Source organism: Candidatus Uabimicrobium helgolandensis, from assembly GCF_041508025.1.
Taxonomy (GTDB): Bacteria; Planctomycetota; Uabimicrobiia; order Uabimicrobiales; family Uabimicrobiaceae; genus Uabimicrobium; species Uabimicrobium helgolandensis.
Genome location: NZ_CP165719.1, coordinates 4409051 through 4436043 on the forward strand (window position 1 = coordinate 4409051; position 26993 = coordinate 4436043).

A 26993-nucleotide genomic window follows, 5' to 3' on the forward strand; every position below is an offset into this window, starting at 1 on the left:
AATTTTAGCAATACAGTGAGGTACTTGCACTAACTATTCTATTATTAATTCAGTTTCATACCAAAAAAACTAATGCCTTATTAGCTACCGCTGGCACAAGACTAATATTTCTCATCTTTTTGGAAATAGTTTTGCTAAACGGTAAGTTTTTGTAAAATATATGGAAGAAAACTTGGATTTTTAGGGCGTAAAACGTCCTAGGTGTACAACTCAGATGCTCTTACGAGGAACCTATGGAATTATCAATACCTGAATCTTTAGAAAACCATAAATGGTATATCAAGCGAGATAAAAAGGCAGTAAACGGGCAAGGTCCCTTTACTACTCAAGAACTTACTTACTATATTCAGAGAGGTAGGTTAAAAGCACATAACTGTATATCATTTGATCTAGAATCTTGGCAAGAAGTAGCTACTGTCTTTCCCAATATTCTCTCGTCGACGCAAGTCTTGCAAACTTTACAGCAAAACTTTGCGTGTACAGATGTAAAAAACGCATCTTGGTATGTAAAAACGCCTAAGAAACCCGCACGTGTTCAAGGCCCGCTTAATACATCGCTCATTGTAAAGTATATTCAAAACGGCCGTTTAAAAGATCACCATTTTTTATCTTATAATAAAGAAAAGTGGTTTGATACAGCGGCTTTATTTCCTCATAGGTTGTCTATTGCTCAAATTGAAGAGACTCTCGCGGAGCACTTTGATAATCGCGATATGTTAGAATTAGCTAAGTCGCAAATCCAGACGCGTAATAGTTCTTATAGTATACGACAGGTAAAGTATGCTGCTCTAAGATTTCAGGATGTTCTCGATAAAATTCCAGGAAAAATGTTTTTACTTACTGCGGTAATTATTTTGGCCTCTTCAAATGCCATAGTAAAAAAGCTTATTGAAATTGGAGAGCAAAACTTAATTGCTGGTCATAACCCCATTACGTTTTGCAATGTGCTTTTTGCTGGAAACTTTTGCGCACTCATTGCTCTCATGTGTGTTTATCGTCGTGAAATGAAGTGGTCCTCGTTTCGATCTCTGACGCGAAAAGATTGGGTCAGTATAGGTGTGGTTTCTACTCTTTCTGTTGCAATTGCACCTACGGTGATTGTCATTGCTCTTGGACAGACAACTGTGACAAATGTTGTACTTATTGGACGAATAGAGCCACCTTTACTTCTCATACTATCTATATTGTTTCTGAAAGAGAAAAGTAATTTTTGGCAAATCACAGGATCATTTATTGCGTTTGGTGGCGTAATTATTACTGTTGTGATTCAACAAAATACAGATGTTAGTCTAGGAAAAGGTGAAATCTTAGCTGCAATAGGAGCTGTCTCTTTTACCCTTTCTACGATTGTAACTAAGCGTTATTTGATGGAAATTCCTTTGGGAGTTCTTACTGTGTTGCGTTTGTTTATTGGAACATTACTATTTTTTGCGATTGCTATGTATATGTTGGGCCCATCGCACTTTTCTGATTTAGTTTCTCCATTTTTGTGGAAATGGATGTTGTTTTATGGCTCCATTATCATTGTATTTGGACAGTTGTGCTGGTTTCATGGTTTGAGAAAAACTACCGCATCTGACGCTTCACTGATGACTTCATTTACTCCCATCGCCGGTGTTCTTGCTGCGTTAATTATTTTGACAGAAATTCCTACTGCGGCACAACTCATTGGTGGAGTTGCCATTCTCGGAGGAATTTTCTTTGCTCAGTATGGAGCAGCGCTGCAACCACGTAAAACTTCACCGTCAGAGATGCATCCTCAAGAACTAATGGACTCTGGCATTGGATTTAAAGGACTCTAATGAAAATAGAATAAAAAGGGGAGAGACCTTTATCACGAAGATAGACAGATTGAGCAACCTCCCTTCGAACCATGTTAGGGAAGAATAGGGACAAAAGAGTTGGTCCTACTGCGCTGTTGTCCATAAAATTTGCAAAAGCTCAGAATCTTATTCTAACAGAATTGCCCCCTTTAATTCCGCATACTAGTGACGATGTTGAAGATTCCTAGAAATGAAATTAACAATCGTTTGAAAGCTTTGAGGACGATTAGAAGGCTCTTTTGACATCATACGTAAAACCATTCTCTCTGTCTGTTCGGATACATCTGGTGATGCCTCGCGAATAGATGGAATTTCGTTTTTTATTTTTTGGTAAAAAATCTTATCTAGATACTCTCTGTCATAAGGATTTTTACCGGTTAGTAATTGATGCCATATAACGCCTAAAGTATAAATGTTAGAAGTAAGAGTCACATGGTTATTTTTTTGTAGTGATTCTAGAGATAGATAGCTAAATAATTTTATTGTTTTTTTATCAGGGGCTGTTTTTGTTTCATGCTCTACTACTGCTTTAGGAATGCCAGCCCAATAAATCTTAGGTTTCATTTTATCGTTGATAGATATGTATTTGGGATTGAAACAATGGTGAAATAGATCATTCTCTTCAAGAAAATATAACGTTTTTGCAACTTCTAGTATAAATTTGTTGGCTAGCTCTTCTTCTTTTATCGTCATAAAATTGTCTAGTGTTTTATTGATTTCCTCCATGACAATAACTAAATTTTCTTTGTGAAGGATAAGGTCATAAACTTTAACTAAGCCTGGGTTTTGTAGGTTTTCAAGTACTTTCCAGCAAGGCATTAGCACTTTTATTATTGCATCTCTACCGCTTATTGCAATTGTTGCACGTCTATTTTTAATGATATCTCTTGCTTGATAGAATGAGAAGTCAATAGAACTTTCGTATGAAAGTTTTTCTAATATTTCCCAGCGATCTTTAATCAATTTTTTTTGAGTAGCTGTCACTTTTTGAGGCATTGATTTCGAGATAGGTTTTTGTAGATTAGAGGAAGAGTTTGTGTTTGGTATAGAATTAGAACCTTGAGGTTGGGAATCACTGGGAGAATTAAATGCTGCCAAAATAGATTCATGGGAGTGCTTTTTATTAGATTCATTAAATGCTGATAAGATAGATTCACGGGAATGCGTTGGTTTTTTTTGCACGGCTTTATCGTTTACTTGGTTATTATTAGACTTGAAAGTTTCTAGTTTTGAGTTGGGCTCTTTACTTTTTACAGATGGCCCTGGCTTTGTCTCTTTTTTCTCAAGTTTATCTTGCTGGAAATCTTTACTCGTTGTTTCTTCCTTAATCGTAGCTTCCACAATTTTCATTACCCTATTTTGCGCATGGCGATATATTTTTTGTGATTTTTTGTGAATATAAGATTTCCCATAAATGGATACGATAAAAAATAGAACCAAAGATAAGAACGCTATTGCAATGTCAATTTCGCATAAGTGCAAAAAGATAAAGACGAGAGAACTAACAATACCCACACCACATAATTGCTGAGAGAAGTCTTTATACACAACCCCGCTAGAGTAGAAATTACGTAAAATCATTGTTACTTTTTCGGCATCATTGGCATTATCTGCTCCAGAGAGAAAACGATTCAAACAGATATTTGAATACATAGATAAGATAACAGCGCTAAAAAAGGCAAAAGAGGCTGTTGCAACGAGAAAAAGTATGATTCTGTATAATAGGCCTTGTGATTCCCAAGGGGCAACGACAATATTTGTACTAATACCTCCCAAAAAAGTAGCCAATAATATCAAGTTGTTATTTACGCTTTTATAGCGTTCGCAAGTAGTAGCATATTTTTTTACTAGTTTTTGCATTTTTTCCTCTAATCCGAATTTTTGATCTCTATGTTTGAAGTAAAAGAATTAAACACAACTTACGTTACTAAAATCTGAATATAAAAATTTCAAATGATTGTATCATTTTTTAAATTTATTAGAAATAATTTTGCCTACAAGTGATTGGTTTAAGTGACATTCGCTTACTGAAAAAAACTTAACTTTTACTATTTTGGTGTTTAGAAAACAATACGTTAAAACTCATCCTAATAATTCGGTACTAAACTCAACAAGTAACGAGAAATAAAAAACAGCAAGTTGGAATTTCATTAGTGACTTACGGCAAATAAAGATAGTGAGAGAAAGAGGTTTACTCGTCAAACAACCACATGAATACCTGACTATTTATCCTTTTTTAAAAAAAGATTAAAACCTTATCACTTTCTTTTTATTTTTTCTTTTCCAAAAGATTTTGAATAGGAATTGCAATCTCTTCTAACGTTGCAAAGATAATCGGCCATTTCGTTTGTGCATAATTAGATAAGTTTTCTGTATTACGCTGTGTATTGTAAGCATTCGTTGCTTGTTTTTGTACTTGCTGCAAAGAGTTATTTAGGTCTTTTAGATCTTGCATCGTTTTGTTATATAAACTCTTTTGGGTAAGATTTTTTTCTAAAACTGCTATGTATTGCTTTATTAGTGGATTCAATTTTTTGAGATTTGTGGTGCTTGTCATATACTCGTAAAATCTTTGTGAGTTTTTGATTTTGTCGATAGTGCGAATGTACTCTTGTTTTCCTAACTTTACCCATTGTGGATTGATTTTCGCGAATATTTCAGACAATCCTTTTTTGGAGTACTCGCTTAAATAAATATAATCGACCACTGCAGGTGCCAATCCCTTTTGTGCACCAAGCGATTGTGTCCAATTTGGATCTAATTCTCGAAGAAATTCTAGTGTTTTTTTACGCCTGTATGAATTTGCTTGGGCAATTCCAGGTACAAGTTTAGGAATAACTTGTTTGACTATTTCAGGTGTGTTCCAATTTGGGCAAATTTTACTTAGAGCTTTATCAGCTTGTCTGCCAAGACCAGAGTCCTGAGTTTTAATTACAATGAGTGGGACTGTCGCATATTTTTTTGCAGAGGGACCGAAATTTCCAATGGCGTCAATTGCTCTGGAACGTGTAGAATAATCATCTACATTTAAACAAGAAACTATTTTGAGAAGAGATTTGTGATCTCTTACCTTGCCTAGATACTCTACGATCATATTACGGTTGCTTATTTGTGGATTGTTGAGTGCGTTTCTCATAAAGGCGCGCGCTTCCTTTGTATTTACTTTTCTAGATGAAAACCAGAAGGCGATTTCTGAGATTGATTGTGTGTCTGTTGCCATTTCTATAAGAGGTGCAATGGGGATTTTTTGCATACTTTGTAATGTGAGAATGACTTGATGCTTTAAATCCCAAGGAGTGTCACTTGCTATACTTGCTAGTAGTGGAACAATCGTAACCGCATCGGTATCTATAGCTGTCAAGACTTGGCGTATATTTTTCTGTTTTTGTGAAAACAAATCCATAAGATGCAGTGCAATTTCATCGCTATGCGGTTCCAAATCGATTTTACGTATATTCGCTGTCGCGATTTCAGCGACAACACCTTTCGCATTTCTAATAACTTCAATAAAATGAATAATAATTTGCGCGTCAGAAAGTGATTGATGCCAATTCGGGGTCATTTTTTGCACTGCTTCAAGGGCAGCGTCGCGGATGATCCAATTATTATGCGTTGTATTCATTAAAATAGGTACTAGTGTGCTCTCTGCACCTTTGCGTAAATTTGCCAAAGTCTTTATGATATAAGCGCGTATTTGCGGTTCGGAGTTTAATTGCAAAACGAAATCATCTACAAATTCTTTTGTAATACCAATATTATAAGCCATCTTTGCTGCCTTAAAGCGAACAAACCAATTTGGATGTTGCTCTAACACTTGGAGTAGAGACCTGATTACCTGTGTTCGTTTTTCTGTACTCCATAGCGAAAAGTCTATTTTCAGATTTGGCAATGATTTACAAGCTGTGTAACAAATCGGAGCAGGCTGCATAAGATTATGAACGGTAGCAAGAGCTATCTCCAATTGTGAGATTCTAGCCATGGGAGAGTTTTTATTTCGAGAAAAGTGTTGTGGATTACTTTGGGTTTTTTGGGGCGCTACTTTTTTCTGACGATGCTCAATGATTTGTTGTGATTTCTCTTTGTTTTTGTATTGCGTAGAATCGCGGCGAATTTTTGTTAAAGCGTCGATCATGCTTTGTCTACGCCATTTATTTTCGTCGGTTTGGATAACTTTTTCAATAATAGGAATTGCTTTTTTAGGAACAATACCAAATCCTGTTAAAGTGGTAACTACTTCGAAACGAAAGCGCGCATCTTTGGCTTTGAGAGCTTTGATTAGAAAGGGAATTGCTTTAGGGTTTTTAGTCTGTTGTAGAGCTCCTAAAACTCTATAACCGACAAAATTTGTGTTTTTTAGCTTACTCATCACTTCCATAAAAATTTCATGGGGAACTTCTTTTATTGAAGTCAAGCCTACTAAAGCAGCGTTTTGCAGATTATTGTCCTCGCTATGAAAGGCATTAACTAAAAGAGGTACGATTTCTTTTGAGTGCGACTTCATATTGCCAAGCGTTGCAATAATATCGTAGTTCGGTTGATTTTTACATATGCGAATCAAAGTAGGAGTATGCCTTTCATCTACCGCGTTTCCCATATTTTCGGCGACAGCAGCAGCCGCTTTTCCATAGTAGTCGAGGTTTTTTCGCAGAAGACTGTCTAAAGCATTTTGAACAACGGGCAACTGCGCCCAGTTAGGCTCTATTTTTCTTAGAATTTTGATAGATGTCTGGGCAACAGACGCATGCCCACTTTCAAAACCAGCGACAATATTTGGAATGGCCTTCCGCACTTCAGGTAAACTAGTCCAGTTTGGATCAATAGACCTAATGGTGCTTATTATTTTTTCAGCAGAAGCATAAATCGAATATGGTGTTGATTTTAAAATCACAAGTATCGTGCGATGAGCAATAAGTGAATCTTTCCACTGTGGCATAATCTTATTAAGTGTTTTTCTATAAGGTCCATCGAAGATACTTCCTGTTCTATAAGCATCAGCTGCTATTAACATTGGAATAGCTTCATAGGCGGTCTCCCCGAGTTCTCCCAAAGATTGACAAATTAAAGCTCGTTCCTGCCAGCGCTGACTATGTTTGTATTTTTCTATCAATTGCGAAACAATGTCCCTCGCCGCATTGGTTTTGTTCCAATAATGGTCTATTTTTTTTAGAAGACGTATCGCTTTTTTTGCCTTCTTTTCTTGTAGAAGTAATTTTATAAGGTACGGTTTTGTCTCTGTAAAACCAGGATCTCTTTTTTCGAGATCCATTAACAATTGTTGTTCAATGTTGTTGGAAATAATTAGTTTCTCAATTATCTCTGTTGTGCTCTCTTGGGAAAAGAGAGGAACAATTACAAGAAACAATCCGCAAATAAAAGTTTTATTCATATATATTCCGTTCATTGTAGGGCTTTAATGCATTTAGTTCCTTCATCTTTTATATTCTATCACCCACCAATTTTTTTTACTAAAAATTTACATAAATTCTTGGTAGTCCATATCATGTAGTGATTAGATGCTGTTGACGAATTGCTGTTATTAAGATAAAGTGTATCTTCCAAAGAGTGTATTGAGGGAGAGATAGAAATGTCAAAGGCAAAAGCGAAAAGAAATACAAGAAGAAGTAAGCTGGTACTAACAGAACAGGCATGGAAAGAAATAGAGTATAAGTGAGTAATCTGTAGGTTCAAGAAATCTTAATCTTAACTCTTAATCCTTTAAAAACACGGTCTTTGGAAGTTCTTTTGATCAAAAGAACCAGCATTGAGACAATTGACCGCAGCATATTTTTTCCCAAATTAATTTGTTCTTTAGGGTAGTATCCTTTGGTAATTATTATAGCAAAAATCTCTTTTTGAAATTTAAGATAAATTGAAGACAAATAAAAAATCTCAATTATAAGCTGCTACCTTCGTAACATCGAAGAAAAAAAATGAATGTAAATTATCAAGAAAAAAAGAATTAAATGACCTTGACCCTTTTCTCAACTCAGTACTTTTGCCAAGTCACTTAGAAAGGAATTTGTTATGAAAACAAAGTCAATTATCTTGTTGTTATTGATTCTTTTATCTACAAGTGTTTACAGTGATAATAAGTGTCAGGTGTCTGGCACTTTATAAATTCGAATAAGTGTCAGGTGTCTGGCACTTTATAAATTCGAGAGGTAAATCTCATTTTCTGAGTTGAATACTTTTTTGGACTCCGATATATTAGTCGTCGCGGTGCCCTTTTTTTTGTGATAGAATTTTTTGGGTATTATTTTCTTCTTATATTAACGACTTTCGATTTTCGTTAATTTAACAATGCTGAGTTAAGGGATTTGATGTGTATAAAAATGAAAATGTTGCCTTTGGCCAAGCTGGCATTCATAATGGAATTCTACAAGAACGCTATTTTAAAGAGTACATTGCTGAATGCCCAGAGCATTCAATGATGTTTTCACAATGGCTTCTTTATAAAAAATATATTGACCAGGACCAAGTAAATATAATTTCAAGCTACACAAAACAAGCATTAAATTCCCCTTCCATATCAGTTCACGATTTGACAACAAACAACAATAGCCACACAAACCACCAAAAGCGCACATTGCAAGCTACAAACCAAACTCAATCTAAAAATCCCGACTACATAGGTCGCTATAAAATTATTTCGGTGTTAGGACAAGGCGGAATGGGAAAAGTCTACAAAGTTTTTGATCCTGATATGCAAAAAGAATTAGCACTAAAGGTTAACTTTTCTAGAGAGGTTAGTTCCCAAGCGGCTAAGAGATTTCGTCGCGAAGCACAAACAATGAGCAAACTGGACCACCCTGGAATTGTAAAAGCTTACGATATTGGTTGCGAAAATAATCAAATGTTTTTTACGATGGACTTAGTACCAGGTGTATCTCTAAAAGAATTACAATTATCAACTCCAATGAGTATAAAACAAAGCGTAGATTTCATCATCAAAGTATGCGAAATCATGGATTATGCTCATCGCAGTGGTGTTGTGCATCGCGACTTAAAACCAGCAAATATCATGGTGCACAAAGGTAAACCAATCATCATGGATTTTGGTTTGGCTAAAGTAGAGGAAGCCAGTCAAAAACTTTCGAAGACAGGTATGATGATGGGAACTTTGCGTTATATGACACCTGAGCAAGCAGAAGGCCGCCATTCCGCGACAACCGCACAGAGTGACCAGTACTCTATAGGTGCTATTCTTTATGAATTATTAGCAAAACGACCTATTTTTACGGCGAAAACTCACTTGTCACTTTTGAAATGCATTTTAATAAAAGAGCCTATTCCTTTATGCGAAATCAATTCAAAAATTCCTAAAGAATTAGAACAAATTTGCAACAAGGCACTTTCTAAATCAAAAAAACATCGTTACCAAAGCTGTTCCACAATGTCCAATCATTTGCGAAAAGTACACAACAAAGATACAAGAAATCGAGCTACGCGCCGAACAAGCGCGCGCTTAGTTACGCCAAAAAGAAAAACAATAAGTTATAAAAATATTATTATTATTTGTACTATAGCTTTTATTACTTTACTGTTATTTATCGGTATCGGTAATAAAAAGCTACCAAAGCCTAGGAAAAATAATAAAGCTACCGCGCTGGCAAATCAAAAAGCGCATTCTAAAAAACAATCCCAAAACGATAAAATCAAAAACAAACTACAAAATAAAAATCAAAGTACTCAATTATCAAAGTCTGAAAAAAATGAGCTACAAAATAAAGACCGAAACACTCAAATTCCAAAACCCAAAAAAAGCAAGTCTCAAAATCAAAGCATCCAATTAGTAAAACCACAAGAAAAAATTCCTCATCCCAAACAAGATTGGTCCCAAGCAGTTGTTGGTTTTAGCATTAAAAATAGAAAAATTGTTTCTCACGCTGGAGCAAATCTATATAAATTAATAGGAGAAGATAGAACATGGACTGTTAAACGCGCTCCAAGAAAAAGTCTTATGGTAATTCCTGCGCGAGTAGGAGGTTTGCAGATAAATTTTAATTTGGATCGTAAATATGAAGCATTACTAGTGGGTATTAGTCATTTATCGACGCTTGCAAAAACAAATTATTCTCCTATAGATATCTATGTCAACGGTCGATTAACCGTTAAGAAATTAGAACCTGGTAGGAGCCGACCTCATTATTACGAGTTTGAAATTGCAAATAGAGTTAAGCAAGGAAAAAACAACATTCTTATTCGCTCATCTTCGGACGCAATTACACACCATTGGCTATTTAGTTTTGGTATTTTTACAGAAAAACAAGAATAGTTGATGATTATTTAATTAGGATTCGCACGGATTTTGAGTCCAGCGATGGATAAACGAAACTCTATTCACTATAAATAGTTGATTCAATATTGCAGCTGTTATCAGAAGTAATAATTTCTAATCTCTATTTGCTGAACCTAGCACTCAGCAAATAAAAAATCACAAGGAATAAACTTCCTTGTGATTAATAAGTACTGCCAGTTAGAGAAAAGTACTCATTTATTTAATTACTTTTCCATCTCTTCGATTTTTTTCTTTGCATCAGCAATCAAATTCAAGGTGCCGAAGCAATTACTACTAAAAAAGGCAAGGTATTCTTTCACAATACATTAAAAAATAAAAAATGTCTTATCAGTTGGAGTCCTAAAAAAAAATACGCGATATTGGGGATTTTTGATGGTTGGTTACGAGGATTAGAGAATGGTACCTTTTTACATGTCGATCCAATAAACTCATGTTACAGTATAGTATTTCCACAGTGAATTGATTTTTTGGAAATTTTTTGTCCACTCTCTGGCTGCAAAACAAGAAATGAGATCAAAAGAGGAGAGGCAGTTTAGGACGGTTGATTCTTTGATTTTAGCACTTTTTACTAGGTTGTTTGTATTTCATATATTGGAGTTATTTAAGTAAATATTGCGTAATTATACAATACTTTGTATAATTATCTCATAAACTTTTTGCTATATTAGACAAAATCAAATTGTGTGAGTTGAGAAACTTTCTAGCAATTATATTTTACGTCTTAACTACTCGTTTTACTCATAATTTTTAGAGTATAACGATATACGATTCTCGTACAAAATGATTTAGATGTAGCAAAGGTTTGGTAATATAATTTTTTCAACTCACACGAGTCGTAATTTATAAACAACTTCTGAAAAAGAGGAAAAAAATGTATTGTAAGAATCATATCTATTTGCTACTTATTATTGGGAGTTTAATTGTCTGTTCTTTCGCAGATAATGCACGCCTCGATGACCATTTTGCCGAAAATGGCATTCTTGTTTTAGACACGAAAGAAGGCGACGATTCTGTAAGTTCTGTTGCCACCAAACATGATACTATTGTTTATGCTGGGCGAACAAATAGCGTAGCTGTTAGCAAAGTATTTGTGGCTGTTTCTAATCAAGACGGTATTTTAGACACCACATTTGGTACCGATGGTCGTGTTGTTATAGATATTGGCGCTCCTAGTATTGATAGTATTGCTGTCAATGGTGTTGCTATCGATAATAACCAGAATATTGTTGTTGTTGGTACTTTGCAATTAAATAGTCGTAGTGCGATATTTGCAGTGCGACTTCTCCCTAGTGGTATTTTAGACACCAGTTTTAGTAATAATGGTATAATATTGTTGGCTAAACTTGAAGGCGAGGAGTTCAACATGCACCATGGCAATGATGTTATCATTGCTGATATAAACAAAACTTCTCTAGGCCAAGAAATTATCATTGCGCGAACTTCATATAGTGGCGCAAGAACAATTGCTGGTGTTGCGGTTCTATCACAAGAGGGATATTTGCTACAAGATCTATCAACCTTTACTGAAAATACAGAATGCTTATCAATTGCTATTGATAAGAAGAAAAATATCTTTGGTGTAGGTAGTCGTGCTAGCGGTTCGTTTATTTTTAAAATGGATCGTCATGGAGTTTTGGATGGTAGATTTAATGGCGATGGTACAATAGATATTGCTAACGTGCGATTATTAAGTATCACTACTGAAAGCGATAAAGTTTTAGTTTGCGGGTTAGATGTGGCAACTAGTTCTGCTATCGTTCAAAGATTTTCAGGAGTTCATGGTACAAGAGATCCGCATTTTAATAACGACAAACCTCTTATTTTTACATCAAAAAAAGGGAACTATCAACAAACTGGTTCTCATGTATTTACAAGAGGAACAGAGATCGTTGTTATTGGAAGTTTTGCTAATAAAGGTGATGTTGCAGGATTTATTGTGATTCTCGATTATTTTGGTAATATCCGCACCACTTTTAACACTAAAAGATTAATCGATAGTGGCAAAAATACTATAAATGAATCTCTAACTACTGGTATCGTCGATACAGCAACAAATTGTATAATAGCTGCTGGTATAGGGTTAAACAACAAAAGATTTAGTGGAGTGGCTATTCGTATTATAGAAGAGTAATCGTTACTTTCCATTAACAAATTTAAGCTATATTAGATCACCGTTATCTTGTAATGAGTAGCGGTGATCTTTAATTATACAAGTTGCTTTTTTCTCCGCCTAACTTCGTTTCATTGATTATACAAACTCCTTTCCTGCTTTTTTCTTCCCGTTTTCGTTTTCAAAACAAGATAGCATTTCTTATTTGAAACAGCCAAAATCCCGCGATTTCTTTACTTTTTTGTTAAATTATAGGAGTATTTTTAATGAAATCCCCGAAAACATTACAACAGTTGGTAACTGTTATGTGGAGTATGATTTTGTTTACTTTTGCCCTTTACTGCTTGCTTTGTAGTCGAGAACCTTTTTCTTTGGCACAGCGGCTTGGTCCTAAATTACCTGCTACTACACCAGAATATTTTCGGTTTGCCGTATTAGCGATTCGCATTCTGGTGGTGCCAGGTTCAGCACTCAGCAAATAAAAAATCACAAGGAATAAACTTCCTTGTGATCTTTAATAAGTGCTGCCAGTTAGAGAAAAGTACTCATTTATTTAATTACTTTTCCATCTCTTCGATTTTTTTCTTTGCATCAGCAATCACTTTGTCAGCTTTTTCTTTTGCATCAGTCATTATTTTAGCAGCTTTTGCTTCTGCGTCAGCCATTATTTTTTTGGCCATTGTTTTTATATCTACGGTCTCATTTTTTACTTCAGAAGTTGTGTTAGGTGTCTTTGGTTTCTGTATGTCGTCAACAACTTCTACTTTTGGTTGCACTTGTACAGGAACTTTTGTTTCTACCTTTGGTGTTTTTATGTGTACTGTCGCAATCTTAGTACATTCGATATGTACTTTTTTTATCTTTAACTCTTCTTTTTCCTTTTGATTGTATAATTGAAATATATACTTATTGGGGCTTATGATTCCTGTGTCATATGTAACAATTGCGGGTTTTCCTGTTGAGTAATCGATGCTATCACCAGATAGTAAAAATTGACTTGGACCAGTAACTTGGCCTTCACTAAAATAAATGCCTGTTCCAAAGTTATCTATGTATAGAGTTGTGTATTTTTGCTTAATATTATCAAAACCCATGATTCCAATACTTTGATAATCGTCAAGTTTATAATGTAACAAAGCAAAACGGCCACCTAAAATACTTCTGTTAAAGGCTTTTCCTTCAGGAGCTCTAATAATATTTCCTGCTTCATCATATACTAAAAAAGAAACTTTCCAGTTTCCAATGAGAGGATATAATGCTTGATGGTGTTTATTTGGAGTTGAATATTTATTCCAGTTTTGTTCATCTTTTTTAGATACATCTTTTGATTTTTCGGTCCAGTATTTGTTGTTGTCTACCAAACTACTTTTGGTATAAGTGATATCAATTATTTTTAAAGCTTTTTCTGACGAAGAAACGTTAAAAAGAGTAAACGTATAGCTATTATCTCCTGTTATTGTATAAACATACTTAGCTTTTATTGGTTTACCAGTGAAGTAACTGATACTCTCTCCCATTAAAACAATGCTTTTATCAGCTTGTATTGTACCTTTGCTAAGATATGTTCCTGTACCTTGATTATCAAAATACCCGGCAACAAATTTGTTAGAGTAATTGTCGTATCCCATTACGCCTATGGCTTGGTATTGAGTAAAGCGATGATTGATAAGCAAAAATCGTCCACCTAATATCCAACTATTATTACAAGTTCCAGCATCTTGACGGAAAACTTGTCCTTTATCATCATAAATATTGGAGATCGTCTTCCAATCACCTGCCATAAAACTTAGTGACTGATGATTTGAATTAGGAGAGGCGTAATGTTGCCATTCTTGTTGAGTTTTTTGCTCTTTTTGTTTTTGTTCTTGGTCTCTTTGTTCTGTTGTTTTGTTACTTTGAGCCATTACTAATGAAAAGCTCAAAAATATTAAGAAAAAGATGTTTCTCATAAAATGTGTCCTTAAACATAGTATTCATTTTACTCTATTTGAGTAAGAGTAAACATTCTAAAATTTTTGGTAGCTCTATACAAGTTAGGAGTATTGTCTAGGTCTGTCATTTTGTATGAACGATCTAATAAAATAAAATGATTCGCATGTGTTTGTAAATTCTAAATAATCATACTTGTAAAAGAGTTCCAATTTTACTGTTGTTTGCTTTGGGGTATACGCAAGGTTGTTCTTCTCTAAACAAAAACGTTAGTAACTTTTATTGTGATGTAAGAATATCTAGTAGGCAAGTACAAAAATTTAAAGAACTTGTAAAGGCTACTTAAATTAGTCGTTTAGAGTGTCACTTGGAAATAATAAGTGTATGTATCTTTTGCTATATGAGATGAAGTTAAATTGTGTGAGTTGAGAAACTTCTAGCAACTATATTTTATGTCTTACTACTCGTTTTACTCATAATTTTTAGAGTATAACGATATACGATTCTCGTACAAGATGATTTAGATGTATCAAATATTTGGCAACATAATTTTTTCAACTTACATGAGTTAAAAAAGAGGAAAAAATATAGTGGAAGAATCATATCTATTTGCTACTTATGATTGGAAATTTAATTGTCTGTTCTTTTGCCGATAACTCACGCCTCGATGACCAATTCGTCCAAGATGGCATTCTTATTCTAGACATGGAAGAAGGCGACGATTTTGTAAGTGTTGTTGCCCAGCATGACGCTATTGTTTATGCTGGACAAACAAATAGTGCAGCTGTTAGCAACATTTATGTACCTACTCTCTTTTAACAAAGAGAGGTTATCTCCGACACTCGTTTAAATTACGAATTACCTGTAATATCACTGTGTTTTATTGCGCTCTTCAATTGAAGTGGCACTTTGATTTTGTAAATATTACTAGAGCTTGTCATCATTCAAAATATTTTTCCAAGTCCGTTTCCGAGCCCGAGCCCGATTTCAAGGCTTTTGATTAAATAAAAAAGTATTTGTTACAACTCACAAAAAGCTCTATTTTTCTACCGCCTTTAGAATGTTTCGGAAGCGGGCTCGGGCTAAGAAACGGGCTCGATACTACTCGCAGTGTCATAATATAAGATAATATTTCAACGACATCTGTTATTCCTGTGAATGATAACACACGTCTAACAACAGAGTGTCATCATTAGGCCACTTTAATTGGGCACCGCAATAAATTGCAACAAGTGTACTTTTGCGAATGGCAACGATTATTTTTTATTTACAGAATATACTTTTATGTAATCAACGAACGAAAACCCTTTTTCTTTTGTATTATCTGAATCAATCATAATTGCGATTTTAGCTCTTTTCGGAGGTTTTTTACTGAAAGCTTTTTTGTAGTCATCTATCAAATTAACTTTTTTTGTTACCCATGTTTTCGCATTTTTACTCCCGCTAGATGCTACAATCATTTTGATATTGTCAACATACGGACTGGTTATAACTTTAGTTCGATGATATCGGTTAGCCCAAATATAACTCAAGGTACTATGAGGTGGATATCTTCCATGAATAGCTTTGATCGCTTTATATTTTAGTATTTGTGTAAAAGAGGCTTTTTCGGGATTAAATTCAAACATTACAAAAACCCTAATTGGATAGTCATCACCTGTTTTTTTAAAAGCATTACCTCTTTGGAAAATATTGTTTATTTTCCATCGCCATTCTAAATTTGGGTATTTATATACATTGAAAACTTTTTCATGAATAATACCAGAAGCAGAAGAATTCGACTTTGCTTTTAAATAAGATTTTCGGTTTTGTTTTACTATGGAGTATTTGGAGGGAGAGATACTTGAAAATTTAAGTTCACTCCAATGATCTAAATTGTGAAAATTTTCAGAGATGAAGGTTTGAGATAACATATGTGTACAACATGCTAAAAATAATACTAATACAATATATTTTGTCATGAAAAATTCCTTAAAGGATATTAGGCAACGATTTTTGCCAGGTCAACTTTTCGTGAATTAATAGATTCATAACATAGTAGTCGTATTGTTTGGGATATTTTGTAAAAAATCTTTGATTTTTTTTGAATAAATTTTGGATTGAAGTGCGAATGGAATATTAATTTGAGAGAGTTTATTCCTGTAAGAGGAAAATAGGGAGTTTTTGCAAGAAGAATTTGGAAGGGGAAGTTCATGGAAATTATATTAAAAAGCAAATGTTCTAAGTTATGTTTGAACTGGATGAACAAAGTTTAAAAAAGTGCCTAGAATTGTACAAAAGTCATGCTACAAGCCTGTTACAAAATTGCGTTAAACTAGCAATTTGTAACAGACTCTTAGTCAACTCTGACTTCACTTAAATATTATTTTTCTGAAAGAGTTGCTTGTAGTACATGTGAAAAACCTTTGGTAGAATCTTGGGCTTCATCTTTTGTTATCTCAAAAGCTAATTTTTTCTGTTTTGCATATTTTTTCAATTCAGAATTTGCTTTAGCTTTTGCTCTTCTTTTTGATTTACTATGAATACAAGTAACTGTAATATTGTTGTTGAATACTTTTATATCAACATGTACAAATGCATTTGTTTCAATGTCTGAAGAAGATCGTTCGCTAAGAGTATTTGCTTCTACTAGATAAGAAAATCCCTGTTCTACACGACCTAGATCTTGTTCTTGTACAACAGAGAATTTTTTTCCTTTTAAATACTTTTTCAATTCAGAATTTGCTTTAGCTTTTGCACTTCTTTTTGATCTACTATGGATACAAGTCAATCGGACAAAATTACCCAGTTGTTCAATGTCAATACTAACAAAAGCTCTGTCAAGAGATGAACGTTGTTTTTGAGAAAGAGTAGCTTCCAAGACATGAGAAAAACCTCCCTGAACAGGGCCTTGTGCTTCATCTTTTGTTATTTCAAAATCTAAACTCAGCTCTTTTGTGTATTTTTTTAACTCAGATGTAGCGCCAGATTTTGCTCTTCTTTTTGATCTACTATGAATACAAGTAACTCGAATCTGATCATTGAATCGTTGTATCTCAATACGCTCAGATACGTTTAAATCAGCTAGAAGAGATCTACTCTTGCTCTGAGTTTGTCCCACAATAAAGTAAGCGAAATGATTATTTACAGGATCTAAATGATCCTCTTGTGTTATTTGAATTTCAAGCTTCTTCGCCTTGAGGTATTTCTTTAATTCTTTATGAGTATAAGCTTTTACAGCTCTTTTTGATCTACTATGAACAGCTATAATTTGAAGTTGACCGTTCACGATTTTTACTTCGTAACTTTTAGCGCGATTGCTTGTTTCGGCTGTTACAAAAGGTCCAGTAAATAATACTATTAAAGCTAAGATTAAAAAATTTCTACAAAAATCCATTTTTACTCCTGTTTAAATTTTCAAAAGTTATACAACATTGTAGTAAGGAGTTTTTTTACAAGTACTTTGAAGCACTTAGTATCAAAGAAATTTATTTATATTTCTTTGATCTATCTCCCCTTTAACTTGCTAGTAATCTATAATTTGTTCAATAATCCCTATAACTAATGATAACGATATTAAATTTTCAAAAACTCGTTTGGGTTTTGTTAGCATTGTAAAGTGATTATTCTAGTAGTAATAGACGCTAAAAAATTAAAAATGGAAATTTTTTTTATTTTTTTCTTTAGGCCTGTTATCAATTAAACGAATGAAGCAAAATAACAGAAGTAGCCAATGCTTATCATATTCAGAGGTTCTTTGTGTTATCAGGAAGGCGTTGTTTTAATTTTGGAGGATTTAAAGGATAAGTATAATTTGAATTGGAGCCTGTAGGATTTGAACCTACGGCCTAACGCTTATCAAGCGTTTGCTCTATCCAGACTGAGCTAAGGCTCCTGTTTTACTCAAGCTAATATAATTTAAATTGGAGCCTGTAGGATTTGAACCTACGGCCTAACGCTTATCAAGCGTTTGCTCTATCCAGACTAAGCTAAGGCTCCTATTTTACTCAAGTGCTAAATTTTTTCTTTAAACGATGTAATCGCGTATCTACTGTTCCTGAAGAAATATTTAATATATTTGCGATTTCTTTTCGTTCATAACCTTGTAACAACAAACAAACAATATCTCTTTCTTTTTGCGATAATTTTTGTAAAAAATTTGTCCACCACTCTTGTTTTTCTACAAGATCAGAGTGGAGAATAGTGCTATCAAGTTTTTCACAAGCCAGATAGTGCGTTCGTTTTTTACGAAAGAAATCAATGCACTTACGTTTGGCAATTGTCCAAATAATCGCATGAGAGTGGATGGATTTCTTTTTCCGCCATACATCGGCAAAAATATCCTGAACAATTTCTTGTACATCGTCTTTGTTCTTTGTTTTGCGATATACATAACTTTGTACATTTTTAACATAAGCACAATACATTTTTGTAAATTCTGTATGATCGCCATTTTGAATCTTAGTAATATTTAGGTAATTCCCAACATGTTGTTCTCCTTTTTTTGCGTTTGCTATTTTAGATCGTAATCTATGCAATAAATCTTTCATAAAAATAAAAAATATTGAAAAATTTTTGTTTTGCTTTTCGATGATGTGAATTAGACGTTATTAATTATAGTTTGTTTGATAGTTGTTATGTCTTTGTTGATGTGTCAGTTGGAAGGAACCAATAGTTTTTTGTGGAGGATATATTGCACAAGATTTCGTTAACTATGATTACTTCATGTTGTGTTAGAGAACAAAAATGAAGCTGATTGAAAAAGATATCTTGAAGAGGTCATCGAATATTCAAAGAAATTGATAACCTCATTTTTTGTCAAAAAATCTGTATAGTTCTTAAACCACGAAGTTAAGTTTTTGGTAAATATTTAACCTTGTTTTCATTTTTGCTTTTGAGAAAAAGTCTTTTTTAAACCAAGAACAAAAAGATCTTTTTCTTCTGTGTTTAATACCGCTTCCGGATGCATTTTAGTATATTCCTCGGGTGGCATGTGGCCATTTTGTATCTCTAGAGCAGCTTCTTTACTTCTACCCATGTTAGCAATAGAAATATTAAAACGTTTGCGCCCAGAGTCTACATGATCGATGATCATTTGTGAGACAGGAGCAAAATGAGAATACCATGGCCATTTTGTTTCGTGGCTATGGCAATCAGCGCATGCAGCATAAAAATATTTCTTTGTTTCTGCTGAATCCCATTTTACAGAATTTGTAATTTTTGGGTTGGTGTGTTCACCTGCAGAAAAGTAAGAAATGATTATGATAACAACAAATGCAATAAGTAAAATAATAGAAATTCTTTTAATTTTTTCTATAACAACTTGCATTATTTTGTTAATCCCTGGAAGAGTTGTTGAAAATTGTATTGCAACATTTCAATATAAGAATTAGTGCCATCTAACGCTTTTACTTGATGTGCCATATTAACAACAATTGCCCCACTTTTCTCTGCAACAAACTTCACATGGCGTTTGTCAAAATATGGACATGTTAGCAAAATTTTAACGTTGTTATTTTGCATTTTTTCAATTAATTTTTTTAGGTGTTTTGTTGTCGGTGGGACCCCTGGTTTAGGCTCTAGATAACCAAGGATTGCCAGGCCATAAGTTCTCGCCATATAAGGCCATAAGTCATGATCACCAACAAAAGAACGGTCACGTAAAGAGTGTAATTTTTTGAACCAGCCAGTTAATTTTTCTTTATCACCATTTTTAACAAGAAATTGTTCGAGTTTGTTTTCTGAATACATTACAGCTAACTTTTCGACGCTGTATTTTTGTGCCAATTGTTCACCAACTAGTAAAGTAGCGATTTTTTGACGAAATGTTTGATAATTCTTATTAAAGAAATCTTTTTGCAAAGGCAATAATTGACTTAATTTTTCGCTAATAAGTTTTGCGGTTTTAATTCCTTCGATAGGATCTAAGAGAAAATGAGGGTTTCCATCGGCATGTAAACTATCAGTAAATGCATATTTCTCTGGATTATGTAAATGACGCACAACGTCAGCAACAGACAAATGTTTTTCTTTCCCAGGAAACATATCTGGACGTTGCGCTGATTTTAGTAAGTCGGGTAACCAACCTCCTGCCATTCCAATTCCAACGTCTATTAATATATCTGCTTGACTAAGTTGTTTCACAAAATTTGGTTTTATTTCAACAACATGAGGATCTTCCGCGCCTTTTCCAAAACAATATACGGTAACATATTCTCCTCCAATGTTATTTGTAATATCTTCCAAATCTGTGGTTGTAACACATATAGTTAGTGGATTTTTTTTATGTGTAGATTTTGAATCGCATCCCAAGAATACAATAACGATTAACATAACTAGAAAAATTGGTATTTTCAAACCTTAATCTCCTTAATGAAAATTGATGTTTTTCATAATGTTTGCGACTTACAAGTGAAGATAGATAATCAAGTAAGAAACAACATGATATGCAAAATAAAGGAAGTACATAACAAACGAGGTAAAGAATAATCCCTAAAAGAAAAATAGCTACTGGGAGAGTTATTACACAAACTCGCATGAACTAACAACAATAAAATAATTTTGAAGTTTTAGGGCGCGTCATCATTCAATACAGATAAAAATATAACGGATTCATTTAATGATACGCCAGTAGTATTGAGCCCGAGCCCGCGCCCGAAAACCTTTTGAGAGCGACAGAAAGTGATTTATTGGTTCAATACTAGTTTTTTGCGATGGAAAAAGAAACTTTGCTTCTTTGATAAATTGTTAGTGAAAGTTTCGGAAACGGGTTCGCAAACGGGCTCGCAAACGGGCTCGGGCTCGAAAAAACACACAATATTTTGAATGATGACACGCCCTAAATTTTTAGATATATTTAAAGTATATTAATTTCGTTAAATTATCACCTTGTCATAAAAGTGTCAAATTAAAAATGCAATCAAGATGCATTTTTTTTGAGAAATAGGTAGTTTTTATGCATGAAAAAGCAATGTAGTTGCAATTCTAGGTTTGTGATATTGATAGGTAATGCCTGAGAATATATTATTACGTTAGCAGAAGGATTGTAAAGTGTCGAGGTTCGCGCCGAAGAGGATAAAATGAGGGAATAACTTAGCCTTAATTTTCTGGTATAATATCACATTTGGGAAGATGGTACGGGTGATAGGATTCGAACCTACGACTTCTAGCGCCACAAGCTAGCGTTCTACCAACTGAACTACACCCGCTCTATATTGGTTAAAATATTTTTCCACATTTTATCAATGTTTAGATAATTCTCTTTATCCTCGTTACAAACTATGCGCTTTTCTAAAAATTTTTGTGCTTCTACAGTAAGAAGCGAATTATATTTGTTGTGATGCTTATCTACACAAGTACGAAAGTCAAGATCCGTATTGTATTGCTTCAGCAATTCTTTTTGTTCTTCACCGCTTAGCTCTTCCTGAAGAAATTGCGTTATTTTTCGTGCATGATCACTTTCATCATTCGTATGTCCTTCTTCATCCATTTTATTCTCTCCGTAGTTTACAGCGAATACGATTAAGTCTTGAATCAATAGTTCCCAGAGGTATTTCTAAAATTGTGGCCATTTCGTTTCGCGATGAACCTTTTAGCGCGAGTAAAATGACTTCTCTGTCTACCATTGAAAGTTTATTTATCATTACTTGCTGTTCGTCTTGACAAATAATTTCTTTCTCACTAGAACACATCTGATACAATGAGGCCCATTCTTGCGGACAAAGAAAAAATAGCTTTCTTTTTCTCATATAATCAATGCATTTTCTCTTTGCCATAATCCACACCACTTTTTCAGACTGAATTATCGCACGTTTTTGCCATAAATTAATAAATACTTCTTGTACAATCTCTTCTGCATCGGCTGTATTTTTTAACATTTTGAACACGTAACTGTAGACCGACTTGACATATTTCCTATACATTTTTTCGAATTCAGTTAAACTGTCTGTTTGGATTTGTTGTATATCCACTTCCTCGTTCATGGTTATCTCCTCATTTTCAGGAGAACTAAGCTGTGATATTGTTATGACGAAATGAAAAACAAAAAGCTTCACAAAAAAAAATTTTTTAGTCGAATTTTCAAAATCGATTCTTTTTGAATGGTGACAGGCTTTAATTGATTTGTAATTATATGTTTTTGCAACTATAACTTAATAGGTAGTAAAAATATGATCGTTGTTTTATTCTTCGCTTTTGCAATAGCTGGTTTTTGTATATTTTGTTACAAAAAACGAAATAAGTCCTGGTCTCTTTTTTTGGTTCTACTGCTTCCTCTTTGTTTCTCCTTTTTTTATTGGCAAGTATCGGAAATGGACAGTTCTCACTATCGGAGTGCTAAAGGAATTGGCTTGGGAAATTGGATTGTTTTTTCTTATACTTACGCATTGAAGGCAGTTGATTTTACCGATTTGTTAAAAGAAGAGCATATTATAATTTTGTATATAGAAGTAAAAAGTCATTTTGCAAGGATATCTCTTATTGTTATGCACTGGCTAATAAGTATTTTGTTGTTAACTTCTACGTCTAAGTCGTGGGAAAGTTTAAATTTAATACTTGATGCAATAAAAAATTATATTCTTCGTTACGCGGTCTTTGGAATGGCTCCGATTATCGCGCTCATTGCGGTTGTTGCGATTGGAGTTGGTGGTATACGCGGTACATGTAGTTTTTTGGTGGATATAAATAACTACATAATTTTATTAGATAACTTTATTCGCATAATAGATATTGGAGATACTTTTCAGATATATCAAACGCAATTGTATTCTAATAAGTTGAATATTTTCATCATAATCTTGATAAGAATACCTCTAATATTTCTTGTTGCTTACGTTTTTCAAATTATTTGTATGAATATTCGAGTTAAAGCAAAGAAGAGAGCTACACTTAGAAAAGAACCTAGAAAAATATGTCCTATTTGTAAAAAGAGACGTTTGCTTCGACACTTCTATCAGGTCGATAACATTGCTACTAAAGTGTGCGCTTTGTGTTTTAAGAATAGACCTGGCGTTGAGCTAGATAGCTGAGTAGACTAATGGAACAAGCTGCAAAAGAGGTGATATTTCTTTTGTCTCGTTTGTTTCAACCATTACCATATTTTGCATTAACACCTAACTATTCTAATGCGCATGATTCTGCCATACGGCGAGCTTCTTCACCTGAACCGACATTGATGTTGTGGTTACAAGCGGCATCGATATTTGTACTTGTTTTTAGATCGATGACTACCCACCACCAGGAATAATCCTGACATTCCTCCGCTCTAAGTAGCAAACCTGCCCATTCTGCGTTGCAATCATCGTCTAAGTTTCCGTACCATTGCGGTTTTTTTTGTTTAGCCTTTGTTCTTTGCCATTTATAAACTTGCACGCTATTGTTTTCGTTGTGAATTATAGTTATGTAATTCTTTTAACCACAAGCGGCGAATTTCATGTGCTGCTATGACACCTGGTTCAATAGTTGCATAAAACCAATTTTTCTCTCCTGCTGAGTATCCATGACCATAGCAGAGTTTGTGAATATCTGCAAGGATGTAATTTTTGCGCTTTTCGCAAATTTCGCGCACAATATCATTGTAACGATAAAACCATATATGGTCGCGTTTATAGTTGCGCCACATTATATCTGGGCAGTTGTCACTTGGGTCATAGACTGTACCGAGAATGAGTATATTGTTTGGAAATAACAGATTTATTTTCTGCAAAATCTGTTCTAAGTTCTCAATAAGCTTTTTAAATAAATCATCGCCTTGTGCTTGGCTTTTGCCCATCATAAATAGTAAATTATTGCCGCCAACAGTCATGGTAATGATTGTTTGTTCTTTGCTCCCCGCTGATAACTCAGGTAATTGATTATCTAAAACTGTGGTTGTTGTTGCCCCATCACTTGCATGATAGCAAAGTTGTAACTGCGGGTAAAGGCTACTCAAATCTCGTTGCTTAAATTTGGGCCATACTTCGTCATTGTTTTTATAAAAAAGCATTGCTGCTCCAAGTCCATCTGGTGGATTTGATACTTGGTGTTTTTCCATGTAGTCCATGCTTGCGTAAAAACTAATAGAAATACTATCTCCTAGAGCAATGTATTGTTGAAAAACAGTCATTGTTTGTCCCTTAACAAAATCGAATTTTTAACTAGCACAGATTACTTGTTTTGGTTATAATAACTATGTGGAGTATGTTTACAAACACACTCCTACAGCGTTTTGCCACATAATTTGTACTGTAAGTAGGAAATATTGTTTATGATGAAAAAATATATAACATTCACATTGCTAATATTTTTAACTATTCCTATATATTCCCAAAATTCGCAGGTCGCTTTCAAGCGCAAAGTTAATAAGCTTTGTCAACTGTTAGGGCATTCGTTTTCGCATAAAAGAAAATTGGCTGCTGAGCAATTGGTGTCCTTAGGAAAAGATGTTTCTCCCTACTTGGCAAAAAAATATTCACGGAGTAATTACTTAGCTAAACGCACTATTGTTGATATTTGGCAGAGAATAGGTGATAAGCGCTCTATTGAGTATATTCTTTCTGCTGTCAACGATAAAGATGAAGGTGTGCGCATGTGTGTCGCTAGTTCTTTGCTTGAGCTATCGGATAGTCAGCCATATCTTGTTAAGCGTTTGAAAAATATTGTTCCACGTACGCGTAAAGAAAAAAACACCATACAAGAAATCGTAGACACACTGTCGTATAAACAAGTAGAAAGTGAGCTAGCGAAACTCATTTCACCTTATGGTGGCCATTCACTATGCTACTCACAATATACTCCTATTGCCAAAATGGGGAATCGAGTTATTAAGCCTCTTCTTGCTATGTATAGCGAAGACAATTATCGTTTTATTCACCTAGAATTTTCAAATGACCGTTCTAGAGGGCAAACGATGAAAACTCTTGCTGGTTATGCATTAACACAAATGCAAGATAGTATGACTGAGCAACAAAGAGTTATGATACTAACTCGTTTACGCAAGGTTCGTTTTCACAAAAACCCAGATATGCGTCGTTCTGTTGCATGTGTTCTTAAAAAGTTTCGCCTTGGAAAGTGGTGGGACCAAATTATAGATCACGATAAAAAACTCGTAGCTAAAGATCCAGGCGAAAATAATATTAGTTACCATTTGGGACTTATGTTATTACGCGTCGGTCGCGATTACCAGGCTATCCGCTATTTCAAAAAAGCTATCTCTTGTAACTCAGATGATAGTCTTGCTCATTATTATTTAGCGTGTGCGCATGCAAGGCGCAATTCAAGAAAACAAGCACTTGCCTCCTTAAGAAGTGCTTTTGATAAAGGCTTTCGTGACTATGAATGGATTGCCAACGACGGAGATCTAAAAAACTTAAGCGGAAGTAGTGGATTTAAAGAACTTCTTGAGCAGATACAACAAGCTTACCTTCGTGATTTGCTAAAACATCGGCACCACTCTCACAATTAGAAAGATATAACAGTGGAAATTACAAAACTAAGTGCATATGAAACAGTAAAATTAATTCGCCAAAAAGAACTTTCTCCTATGGAAGTTATACAAGCGTATATGGACGTTTACACTAAATACAATCCGAAAATAAATGCTGTTTGTTCACTTAGTGACGATGTTTTACAACAAGCGGAAAAATGGGAGCAGGAAGCCAAAAACGGTAATTTCTATCCTTTGCACGGCTTGCCTGTAGGTATAAAGGATATTACACCTACAGCTAATCTTAGAACAACATACGGTAGCAAACTTTATAAAGATAATATTCCACAAGAAGATGCTCTTGTAGTACAGCGATTGAGAGAAAATGGTGCTATTATTTTCGGAAAGACAAATACTCCTGAATTTGCTACGGGAGGAAATACGTTTAACGAAGTATTTGGCACTACTTTCAATCCTTGGAATACTGAACTTAGTGCAGGTGGTTCTACGGGTGGAGGGGCTGCAGCCTTGGCAAGCGGTATGATAGCTATTGCTGAAGGAACAGATCTCGGTGGTTCACTTCGTATTCCTGCATCATTTTGCGGGATAGTTGGTTTAAGACCAACCCCAGGACTTATTCCTACATATCCATCTGAGTATTTGTGGGATGATATGCAAGTAACAGGTCCTATGGCTCGTACTGCTGAGGACATTGCGATTGTTCTCGATGCGATTGCCGGTGAAAGTTCTTTATCTCCTATGAGACAACCAACTCATGGCAGAGAGTTTTTAGAAACGGTTTTAAGAGGTATTCCTGCAGGAACACGCGTTGCATATTGTCCAGATATTGCCGATATAGGTGTTGAGGAAGAAGTAGAAAAACTTTGCCGCGAAGCAGTTTTTGCTCTTAAAGATAAAGGTGTTCATGTCGAAGAAATCTCGTTTGATCTTTCTTTTGCCCGAAAAGCGTTTTTACATTTACGCGGCGAGTGGATGTTAATCCAACAGTATCAAAATTTAGAAAGACGCAATGAGTTTGGGAGTAATCTAGCGGGTAATATTGAAGCCGGATTAAAAATATCGGCAAAAGATTTAGCAATGGCACACCACGATCGCGCGAAAACTTGGTATAAATTTAACGATTTTTTCCAAAAATATGATTATTTACTTACACCATGTATGGCTGTTCCTCCTTTTCCTGCAAGCCAAAATTATCCCTTAACTATTGCTGGTAAAGAAATGAAAACATATATTGATTGGGTAGCGCCTACATTTTTATTGAGTTTAACAAGCCTTCCTGTTGGGTGTGTTCCTTGTGGTTTAACTGAACAGAAATTACCTGTTGGTCTTCAAATAGTAGGCAAACCTACAGGGGAAGAACATGTGCTAGCATTAGCCAAGTTAATACAAGAGACTTCTCCCATTGGACTCCCTTCTTTAGAAGGTATCTAG

Annotated in this window: 20 protein-coding genes and 3 tRNA genes; 8 read left to right on the forward strand and 15 right to left on the reverse strand. The window is 34.5% G+C overall.

The features are described 5' to 3' along the window. Window positions 1–233 precede the first annotated feature (233 nt). A complete protein-coding gene (locus tag UABHE_RS16170) occupies window positions 234–1802 on the forward strand; it encodes a DMT family transporter (RefSeq protein WP_372371369.1) in 1569 nt (522 codons plus the stop codon). Window positions 1803–1985: 183 nt separating this feature from the next. On the opposite strand, the gene UABHE_RS16175 is transcribed toward UABHE_RS16170, so the two are convergent. Next, window positions 1986–3683: a protein kinase gene (locus tag UABHE_RS16175; RefSeq protein ID WP_372371370.1), complete on the reverse strand. Its 1698-nt coding sequence runs from the start codon at window positions 3681–3683 to the stop codon at window positions 1986–1988. A 409-nt stretch (window positions 3684–4092) separates the two neighbouring features. Continuing rightward, a complete protein-coding gene (locus UABHE_RS16180; protein WP_372371371.1) occupies window positions 4093–7209 on the reverse strand; it encodes a HEAT repeat domain-containing protein in 3117 nt (1038 codons plus the stop codon). A gap of 936 nt (window positions 7210–8145) precedes the next feature. On the opposite strand from UABHE_RS16180, the gene UABHE_RS16185 reads away from it, so the two are divergent. The 3 genes from UABHE_RS16185 (at window position 8146) to UABHE_RS16195 (ending at window position 12714) form a co-directional block, all read left to right on the forward strand. After that, entirely contained in the window at window positions 8146–10098 is a 1953-nt protein-coding gene (locus UABHE_RS16185; protein ID WP_372371372.1) for a serine/threonine protein kinase, read from the forward strand. Between the two features lie 895 nt (window positions 10099–10993). Next, complete coding sequence (locus UABHE_RS16190; RefSeq protein ID WP_372371373.1) at window positions 10994–12253, forward strand: hypothetical protein; 1260 nt, start codon at window positions 10994–10996, stop codon at window positions 12251–12253. 245 nt (window positions 12254–12498) lie between these two features. Further along, entirely contained in the window at window positions 12499–12714 is a 216-nt protein-coding gene (locus UABHE_RS16195) for a hypothetical protein (RefSeq protein WP_372371374.1), read from the forward strand. Between the two features lie 75 nt (window positions 12715–12789). Here UABHE_RS16195 and UABHE_RS16200 read toward each other — a convergent pair whose 3' ends face one another. Next, window positions 12790–14181: a DUF1579 family protein gene (locus tag UABHE_RS16200; RefSeq protein WP_372371375.1), complete on the reverse strand. Its 1392-nt coding sequence runs from the start codon at window positions 14179–14181 to the stop codon at window positions 12790–12792. Between the two features lie 589 nt (window positions 14182–14770). Here UABHE_RS16200 and UABHE_RS16205 point away from each other — a divergent pair. Then, complete coding sequence (locus UABHE_RS16205; RefSeq protein WP_372371376.1) at window positions 14771–14980, forward strand: hypothetical protein; 210 nt, start codon at window positions 14771–14773, stop codon at window positions 14978–14980. Window positions 14981–15417: 437 nt separating this feature from the next. Here UABHE_RS16205 and UABHE_RS16210 read toward each other — a convergent pair whose 3' ends face one another. From UABHE_RS16210 to UABHE_RS16255, 10 genes are all read right to left on the reverse strand, one after another. Continuing rightward, window positions 15418–16122, reverse strand: a complete 705-nt coding sequence (locus UABHE_RS16210; RefSeq protein ID WP_372371377.1) for a DUF3047 domain-containing protein — start codon at window positions 16120–16122, stop codon at window positions 15418–15420. Window positions 16123–16523: 401 nt separating this feature from the next. Beyond that, on the reverse strand, window positions 16524–17537 hold the full coding sequence (locus tag UABHE_RS16215) for a hypothetical protein (protein ID WP_372371378.1): 1014 nt from the start codon (window positions 17535–17537) through the stop codon (window positions 16524–16526). A 423-nt stretch (window positions 17538–17960) separates the two neighbouring features. Further along, window positions 17961–18035: transfer RNA gene (locus UABHE_RS16220), tRNA-Ile, on the reverse strand. Window positions 18036–18064: 29 nt separating this feature from the next. After that, a tRNA-Ile gene (locus UABHE_RS16225) sits at window positions 18065–18139 on the reverse strand. Between the two features lie 8 nt (window positions 18140–18147). Then, the gene (locus UABHE_RS16230) at window positions 18148–18678 is read right to left on the reverse strand and encodes an RNA polymerase sigma factor (RefSeq protein ID WP_372371379.1); all 531 of its coding nucleotides are present in this window, start codon (window positions 18676–18678) and stop codon (window positions 18148–18150) included. A gap of 344 nt (window positions 18679–19022) precedes the next feature. After that, window positions 19023–19469, reverse strand: coding sequence for a heme-binding domain-containing protein (locus UABHE_RS16235; RefSeq protein WP_372371380.1), 447 nt, complete (start codon window positions 19467–19469; stop codon window positions 19023–19025). Continuing rightward, a complete protein-coding gene (locus tag UABHE_RS16240) occupies window positions 19469–20497 on the reverse strand; it encodes a metal ABC transporter substrate-binding protein (RefSeq protein ID WP_372371381.1) in 1029 nt (342 codons plus the stop codon). The genes UABHE_RS16235 and UABHE_RS16240 overlap by 1 nt, the downstream gene beginning before the upstream one ends. A gap of 775 nt (window positions 20498–21272) precedes the next feature. Then, a tRNA-His gene (locus tag UABHE_RS16245) sits at window positions 21273–21348 on the reverse strand. Continuing rightward, window positions 21339–21629 (reverse strand): hypothetical protein, encoded by a 291-nt coding sequence (locus tag UABHE_RS16250; protein WP_372371382.1) that lies wholly within the window; start codon window positions 21627–21629, stop codon window positions 21339–21341. The genes UABHE_RS16245 and UABHE_RS16250 overlap by 10 nt, the downstream gene beginning before the upstream one ends. A gap of 1 nt (window position 21630) precedes the next feature. Continuing rightward, window positions 21631–22122 (reverse strand): RNA polymerase sigma factor, encoded by a 492-nt coding sequence (locus UABHE_RS16255; protein ID WP_372371383.1) that lies wholly within the window; start codon window positions 22120–22122, stop codon window positions 21631–21633. Window positions 22123–22449: 327 nt separating this feature from the next. Here UABHE_RS16255 and UABHE_RS16260 point away from each other — a divergent pair, with 327 nt between their 5' ends. Beyond that, window positions 22450–23166 (forward strand): hypothetical protein, encoded by a 717-nt coding sequence (locus UABHE_RS16260; RefSeq protein WP_372371384.1) that lies wholly within the window; start codon window positions 22450–22452, stop codon window positions 23164–23166. A gap of 88 nt (window positions 23167–23254) precedes the next feature. Here UABHE_RS16260 and UABHE_RS16265 read toward each other — a convergent pair whose 3' ends face one another. Beyond that, window positions 23255–23509 (reverse strand): hypothetical protein, encoded by a 255-nt coding sequence (locus UABHE_RS16265; protein ID WP_372371385.1) that lies wholly within the window; start codon window positions 23507–23509, stop codon window positions 23255–23257. Between the two features lies 1 nt (window position 23510). Next, window positions 23511–24242 carry an SGNH/GDSL hydrolase family protein gene (locus tag UABHE_RS16270; RefSeq protein WP_372371386.1) on the reverse strand — a complete coding sequence of 244 codons (732 nt, stop codon included), beginning with the start codon at window positions 24240–24242 and terminating at the stop codon, window positions 23511–23513. Window positions 24243–24383: 141 nt separating this feature from the next. Between UABHE_RS16270 and UABHE_RS16275 the strand changes: the two genes are divergently transcribed. Together UABHE_RS16275 and UABHE_RS16280 are read left to right on the forward strand one after the other, a co-directional pair. Continuing rightward, the gene (locus UABHE_RS16275) at window positions 24384–25580 is read left to right on the forward strand and encodes a hypothetical protein (protein ID WP_372371387.1); all 1197 of its coding nucleotides are present in this window, start codon (window positions 24384–24386) and stop codon (window positions 25578–25580) included. A 12-nt stretch (window positions 25581–25592) separates the two neighbouring features. Further along, window positions 25593–26993 (forward strand): amidase, encoded by a 1401-nt coding sequence (locus UABHE_RS16280; protein WP_372371388.1) that lies wholly within the window; start codon window positions 25593–25595, stop codon window positions 26991–26993.

Bases quoted from the DNA above. Each gene is read 5' to 3' on its own strand.
- UABHE_RS16170 (WP_372371369.1), top strand. From the start codon at position 234: ATGGAATTATCAATACCTGAATCTTTAGAAAACCATAAATGGTATATC.
- UABHE_RS16175 (WP_372371370.1), bottom strand. From the start codon at position 3,683: ATGCAAAAACTAGTAAAAAAATATGCTACTACTTGCGAACGCTATAAA.
- UABHE_RS16180 (WP_372371371.1), bottom strand. From the start codon at position 7,209: ATGAATAAAACTTTTATTTGCGGATTGTTTCTTGTAATTGTTCCTCTC.
- UABHE_RS16190 (WP_372371373.1), top strand. From the start codon at position 10,994: ATGTATTGTAAGAATCATATCTATTTGCTACTTATTATTGGGAGTTTA.
- UABHE_RS16195 (WP_372371374.1), top strand. From the start codon at position 12,499: ATGAAATCCCCGAAAACATTACAACAGTTGGTAACTGTTATGTGGAGT.
- UABHE_RS16200 (WP_372371375.1), bottom strand. From the start codon at position 14,181: ATGAGAAACATCTTTTTCTTAATATTTTTGAGCTTTTCATTAGTAATG.
- UABHE_RS16210 (WP_372371377.1), bottom strand. From the start codon at position 16,122: ATGACAAAATATATTGTATTAGTATTATTTTTAGCATGTTGTACACAT.
- UABHE_RS16215 (WP_372371378.1), bottom strand. From the start codon at position 17,537: ATGGATTTTTGTAGAAATTTTTTAATCTTAGCTTTAATAGTATTATTT.
- UABHE_RS16235 (WP_372371380.1), bottom strand. From the start codon at position 19,469: ATGCAAGTTGTTATAGAAAAAATTAAAAGAATTTCTATTATTTTACTT.
- UABHE_RS16250 (WP_372371382.1), bottom strand. From the start codon at position 21,629: ATGGATGAAGAAGGACATACGAATGATGAAAGTGATCATGCACGAAAA.
- UABHE_RS16255 (WP_372371383.1), bottom strand. From the start codon at position 22,122: ATGAACGAGGAAGTGGATATACAACAAATCCAAACAGACAGTTTAACT.
- UABHE_RS16260 (WP_372371384.1), top strand. From the start codon at position 22,450: ATGGACAGTTCTCACTATCGGAGTGCTAAAGGAATTGGCTTGGGAAAT.
- UABHE_RS16270 (WP_372371386.1), bottom strand. From the start codon at position 24,242: ATGACTGTTTTTCAACAATACATTGCTCTAGGAGATAGTATTTCTATT.
- UABHE_RS16275 (WP_372371387.1), top strand. From the start codon at position 24,384: ATGATGAAAAAATATATAACATTCACATTGCTAATATTTTTAACTATT.